The following is a 5,415-nucleotide window of genomic DNA, read 5'->3' on the forward strand; positions in this document are numbered from 1 at the left end:
CTGCAATTGCTCCGGGAGCAATTGGTAATTCTGCTGGTATCTCTGCTCCGATGTCTGCACCGCCTCCGGAAGATTCGGGATCGGTATTTCCTACTGATACCCCAGTATTTCCATTTGGATCGTTAGGATCATTTGGATCCTTTTTAGGATCACTGCTCACAAGCTTTGTTTTAGCCCATTCCCAAATGTTATCACTAAAAACTGCTGAAATGAAGCATAGGAAAAGGATGACGTATGGATTAATTTTGTCTGAACTTGTTGTCGTAATCAAGGAGAGCCCACCTTTTAGAGAAAGGTATACAACTAATGCGGCAGAAAATCCCCTCACTAGAACAACAAGAATCTCATAGTAGATTAATCCATCTGTACGAATATTATCTATATTAACGTTATTAAATCCCGGCTTACTAAAAGCACCTAGAACAGCACCAAAGAGTGCAAAACCCACTAAGCCGATAATAATGGCTATATTTTGTGACTGTGCATCCATCGCCCAGCGTGCGGGAAAAAAAGCACCCATTCCAGAATTTTTCATTTGGAGTGGTTCCCTAACTTCTTTGGGTACAAAAGCCAGGAATAAGTCATCAAGCTTAAGATTTTCTTTTCTGGTGATCTGATGGTTAGGAGATTTATCTTTGAGCGCAATAGCATATAGCCTGGAAATTTGAATAAGAGCACCCTGATACTTTTTGAATACCTCTTGCTTAGTCTCGTTACAGAGTTCAGAATAATTAAGCACAATCTTGCTTGCATAGGCATCTTTCTTGATCTTGCCTAGTACTCCTGTGTTTTCATAAAGTTGCTTGCAATGTTCTGCCTGATCTTTAATGCTTTCCATTACATTCCGCTTATTCATGTTAAATCTTGCATCAATAGTTTCTGACCTATTAGTATTGCCTAATAGTACAGATATACTGTCGAACTTCAATTTCGTATTAGAATCTATGCTAATATCATTGAGATAGGCCAGCGTCGGCTTCATCTGTTCATCAATCCGTTCATTTAGTTTATAATATTCATCTTTCTTATAACCGGCCTCTTCCTCCAACAAAGGAAGGGCGATGATTGCAGAAATGGAAAGATATATTCCTGCCAAAAGAAGGATTAATGCTGTTGTATTTCGGAATAAGACGGTTGACTTGTTCATAATTTGTTGCTTTAACCTACAAATTTACCCCACAATATATCTGGGCGTTCGAAGACAGTGGGTAGTGTCTCCTGTATAGCGCGTTTTTCAAATCTTCTGGAATTACCTGAACTACAGTGAACGACTTTTGACATCTTTCCACCAGTGACTTCTGAAACAATTCCAACGTGTCCTATCTTTTCCAAAGCTCCATAAACAACGATACAACCTGGTTCAGGTACGCTGAGTTTATCAAATATTCCGCTCGTCGCTTTTACATCTGCTTCCATGGAATCGGTATAGATCCATCCACCGAAATTTTTATAAAAAGGACTCTTGGTCTGCCTGGATAGCCCTAGTACCCAGCATACAAATCCACTGCAATCACAAAAACCATCAGATGAAGGTTTGGGAAGTGTGGGTAACATTCCACCTGCGCCAAGCCGGTATTCAATAGCACTACCTATGACTGAACGCGCCCTTGCTACTAAACTGTTGGCGGAAGTAGGTGCGGTGAATGTGGCATTGGCGGGAACGTCCTGTATATTGGGAACTTGCAGTTCCTGACCAATGAACAGACGATTAGGATCGGTGATATTATTTAATATGATCAAACTGCTGATTGGAACGCCAAACTTTGTGGCAATCCTGCTTAGGGTATCCCCCTTCACTACCGAGTATATCATAACAATTAATTTTAGATCTGGTTTATACCAAGGTCACAAATTGCCTATTTAAAAAAAATAGCTAGCGCTAGTCATTTTACACTAAGTATCAAGGATTTACTTTAAAACTAAATGATGGCAAAAGCCACTGCAAATTTGATCAGCTGTGACAAACTGGCAACCTCAAGCTTGTGAATGATATTCTTTCGGTGGTTGTTTACCGTATGAATAGAAAGAAACAGGCAGTTTGCAATTTCGAAACTGCTTTTACCTTCAACAATAAGACGGATTACTTCCTTCTCTCGAATGGTAAGCAACACGAACTTATGCAGGTTTTTGCGGATTAGTACATCATCCTGCACCAGGTTACTTAGCTTTCTTCCTGCATAACTTAAGGTATCGGCAGGAACAGCTATGTGCATCATTCTTAACCCTTCGTCAGGATTGTTTGACGGATATAACCTTGAAGTGGTAAAGTACCATTTGTATTCGCTACCCTCATCTGGCCTTACACGCTGAAAAAACGAATGTATTTTACCAGCATCGTTTTCCATTGCAAAATGCTGCAGCTCTGATTTTAAGATACTGATCTCTTCGGCAGGGAAAAATTTGCTGAAATACGCTGGCCCCAATAATTCCAGTTCTTCGCTGCTATGCCTCAGGATATCACACCCATTCTTGTTCATGTATGTATTGGTCATCCGGCTTAAATCCTGTACCATAACGCTACCGGGGATGTAATCTCCAATATCTTCTATCCTTAAGATGTTATTACGGATGCTGTTTCCTATGGATAACAGCTGAGCCTGGCAACTATGTTCCAGTTCAGATTGAGTAAGAGCTTTTAATCCCATTTGGAGAGCGTTTTATAAGGTTAATGATATAAATACATTCAACAGATTAATAGAACTTGTATAGACACATAAATCTTTTATATAAAAACAGTACAAATTTTATGTAAAAAAGACATTATGTAAATATTAGTTAAATATACTTTCCAATAAGACACGAAACAATACCCATTAGTAGGTATAATATTTCTCACAATTAAACTAAAAGAAATAAATTGTTATTTCTTTTAAAATACTGAGAAATTAATTTCACACATTAAGAATGTGATCTTGGAAATTAAAAACATTTCAAAAAGATGATGGTTATTCTATTATGGAAGCAATAATCTCATCATTACTTGAATTTCAGGAGATATGATTATCATTGACTATTTGATTCTGCTTCCTCTTCCATTTCCTGAAATTTGCCTTTAATAACTCCAACAGATCTTTTCGTCTGCACTGTAAACCGTTCGAGGTAATCCCAATAGCTGAACCATACATGTCATAACTCATCTTCATCAATCTGCGCTGTATGGGTTCTTTTTGTCTGGCTATGTAGGCCAAAGGGTCTTTAACTACAACATTTATAAAAGTCTGTTTACCTACAGATACCTCTTTGATTCTTAAAACATCTGTCCAGGGTATTAATCCAATATTGAACGCACCAGAATTATCAAAAATTCCTTCATCAGATATGATAAGTCCAGGCTTTCTGTCGAACAACTTTTTACATAGAAAATATGCGGCAGTACCAAAGAATATGTTAGCAAGTGGGCCTATTACTAAGCCAAAATATGGTCGTTTTCTATGGTAAGGCGAGGTTGTGAGCTCATACCAAGTTAACCATATTCCTAATATTACAAAAACCAATGAACCAGCAAAAAGAAGAAAAAGCTTGGTTTTACTCAATGGTATTTCTATTTGGTTAGAGGGCGTTGTCATATTACAAATGTAAGTCTATATACATACCCAACTAAAACATTGRTTCGAAAATTATAAACATTTCAAAAAGATAATGGTTATCATATTTATGGAAGCAATAATCTCATCATTACTTGAATTGCTTGATGAACTATACGTTGGTCCGGCAAGCAACTACACTTGGGTGATAGATAGATACCCGGGACATGGTTTTACCAAAGCAATTGAACAGATAGATGCCGAACAGGCCTCAACCCCTACTGTTGAAGGTGGATCAACTATTGCAGCGCACACTGAACATTTAAGATGGAGTATCCGTGTAGCGCTAGAATTCTTCGACGGAAAAATGCCTTCGCCCGATTGGGCTGAGAGTTGGAGAATCCGTGAGGTAAATGATCAGGAATGGCAAAAACTGCAACAAGACCTGCTTAGCGCTTATGAGGATCTTAGAGCAGCAATTGCAGAAAGGAAAGACTGGACAGATCAGCAATTCAGACAAGGCACATTGGCATTAATTCCGCATGCAGCTTATCATTTGGGGGCGATTAAACAATTGATTATTGCAACAAGTTAAAATCGCTTGCAACGGCGCACAATTAATTACTCGAGAATAGTTCATCAAGCTTTTGCTTAAGTTCATCACCCCTTAGGTCTTTAGCTATAATTTTTCCCTCTGTATCAATAAGAAGCGATCTGGGTATACCAAATATTCCAAAATAGGAAGAAACTTCATTTTTCAATCCCTTTAGGTCAGAAACCATTGTCCATGGCATCTTATCTTCTTTAATGGCATTTTTCCAGAGTTCAATATTATCGTCGAGAGAAACGCCCAATACAGTAAAATTCTTGTCTTTATATTTATTGTAAGCCTTCAATATATTTGGATTTTCTGCCCGGCATGGTGCGCATGAACTTGACCAAAAATCGATAAAAACATACTTACCTCTAAAGCTCGCGAAATTTACAGGCCGCCCTTCAGGATCGTTTTGAATAAAATCCGGAACCTTGGCCCCCATTCTGCTCCTTTTACCAATTGCGAGCGCGCTGGCGATTTCTTTACCTTCAGGGGATTCCTGTATAGTTCTATCTAAAAGATTAAAGGCCAGAAGCGCTTCATCATAATCACCCATACTTGCCCGTCGTGCCGCGATATCTGAGCTTATTACATGCATGGGATGTGACTTGATATATGCATTCTCCCTTTCAGTCCACATCTTCGTTACCCGAACCTGCTTTTCTCGGAGCGCCGGTTGTTCATTGGCTGGTGCATTCGAAATAGCTTTATGAATCGAATCTCTTTGTTGTTGTAAATCTTTGAATGAGCGACTATAGGCTATCGATTCATCATATGTTTTAGAACCAATTACAACAACGCTGTCTGGCTTACCCTCAATGCGAATGTTTCCTGGTTCAATAAAAAAGGGAAAAGAATTCTCTGGCAGGAAAAGCATCGCTTTACGTGGCCCCGATAACTTCTTAGACCAGGTAAACTTTCCATCAGTAACATGTATTGTATCTACCTTGTACCCTTCGGAAGTATTGTAAACAAATTGGAGTTGGTTTTCAGTTAACCCAATTAGGTTTCCTTGTATGGTAACAGTTTGTGCCGGAACTATGAGATGTAAGCTCAACAAAGCAACAATTACGAGATACGTTTTCTTTAACATGCTTTTTTATTCAATTTACTATTTTTCGTGTAAACTTCTGTTCATTGATTCGAAAACTATAACATTTCAAAAAGATGATTCTTAACTTAGCACAAAAAAATATCATCTGGTGTTCGAAGTTTTCAAGGCATATGTACGCCGACAAACAACTATTAGCGACGAGGAGCTTGCCATACTGGAAAGCCATGCCAAGTTCAAAAAAC

Annotated in this window: 6 protein-coding genes; 1 reads left to right on the top strand and 5 read right to left on the bottom strand. The window is 38.5% G+C overall.

What is annotated here, in order from left to right; translation table 11 throughout:
• The 4 genes from AC1DDX_RS22695 to AC1DDX_RS22710 form a co-directional block, all read right to left on the bottom strand.
• Positions 1-1,147 (bottom strand): BAR domain-containing protein (locus AC1DDX_RS22695; RefSeq protein ID WP_477622641.1); only part of this gene is annotated, 1,147 nt, incomplete at its 3' end.
• Between the two features lie 11 nt (positions 1,148-1,158).
• On the bottom strand, positions 1,159-1,812 hold the full coding sequence (locus tag AC1DDX_RS22700; protein ID WP_337717725.1) for a LysM peptidoglycan-binding domain-containing protein: 654 nt from the start codon (positions 1,810-1,812) through the stop codon (positions 1,159-1,161).
• Between the two features lie 107 nt (positions 1,813-1,919).
• Positions 1,920-2,645 carry a response regulator transcription factor gene (locus AC1DDX_RS22705; protein ID WP_337717727.1) on the bottom strand — a complete coding sequence of 242 codons (726 nt, stop codon included), beginning with the start codon at positions 2,643-2,645 and terminating at the stop codon, positions 1,920-1,922.
• A gap of 342 nt (positions 2,646-2,987) precedes the next feature.
• Positions 2,988-3,566 (bottom strand): STM3941 family protein, encoded by a 579-nt coding sequence (locus tag AC1DDX_RS22710; protein ID WP_337717729.1) that lies wholly within the window; start codon positions 3,564-3,566, stop codon positions 2,988-2,990.
• Between the two features lie 88 nt (positions 3,567-3,654).
• On the opposite strand from AC1DDX_RS22710, the gene AC1DDX_RS22715 reads away from it, so the two are divergent.
• Complete coding sequence (locus AC1DDX_RS22715) at positions 3,655-4,119, top strand: DinB family protein (RefSeq protein ID WP_337717731.1); 465 nt, start codon at positions 3,655-3,657, stop codon at positions 4,117-4,119.
• A 22-nt stretch (positions 4,120-4,141) separates the two neighbouring features.
• Here the strand turns inward: AC1DDX_RS22715 and AC1DDX_RS22720 are convergent, their stop codons facing one another.
• Positions 4,142-5,212, bottom strand: a complete 1,071-nt coding sequence (locus AC1DDX_RS22720; protein WP_337717733.1) for a TlpA disulfide reductase family protein — start codon at positions 5,210-5,212, stop codon at positions 4,142-4,144.
• Positions 5,213-5,415: the final 203 nt, after the last annotated feature.

The organism is Pedobacter sp. 10L46_2 (genome assembly GCF_056395165.1).

What these genes read in the sequence shown, in the direction of transcription:
- AC1DDX_RS22700 (WP_337717725.1), bottom strand. Translation starts at nt 1,812, where the DNA reads ATGATATACTCGGTAGTGAAGGGGGATACCCTAAGCAGGATTGCCACA.
- AC1DDX_RS22705 (WP_337717727.1), bottom strand. Translation starts at nt 2,645, where the DNA reads ATGGGATTAAAAGCTCTTACTCAATCTGAACTGGAACATAGTTGCCAG.
- AC1DDX_RS22710 (WP_337717729.1), bottom strand. Translation starts at nt 3,566, where the DNA reads ATGACAACGCCCTCTAACCAAATAGAAATACCATTGAGTAAAACCAAG.
- AC1DDX_RS22715 (WP_337717731.1), top strand. Translation starts at nt 3,655, where the DNA reads ATGGAAGCAATAATCTCATCATTACTTGAATTGCTTGATGAACTATAC.
- AC1DDX_RS22720 (WP_337717733.1), bottom strand. Translation starts at nt 5,212, where the DNA reads ATGTTAAAGAAAACGTATCTCGTAATTGTTGCTTTGTTGAGCTTACAT.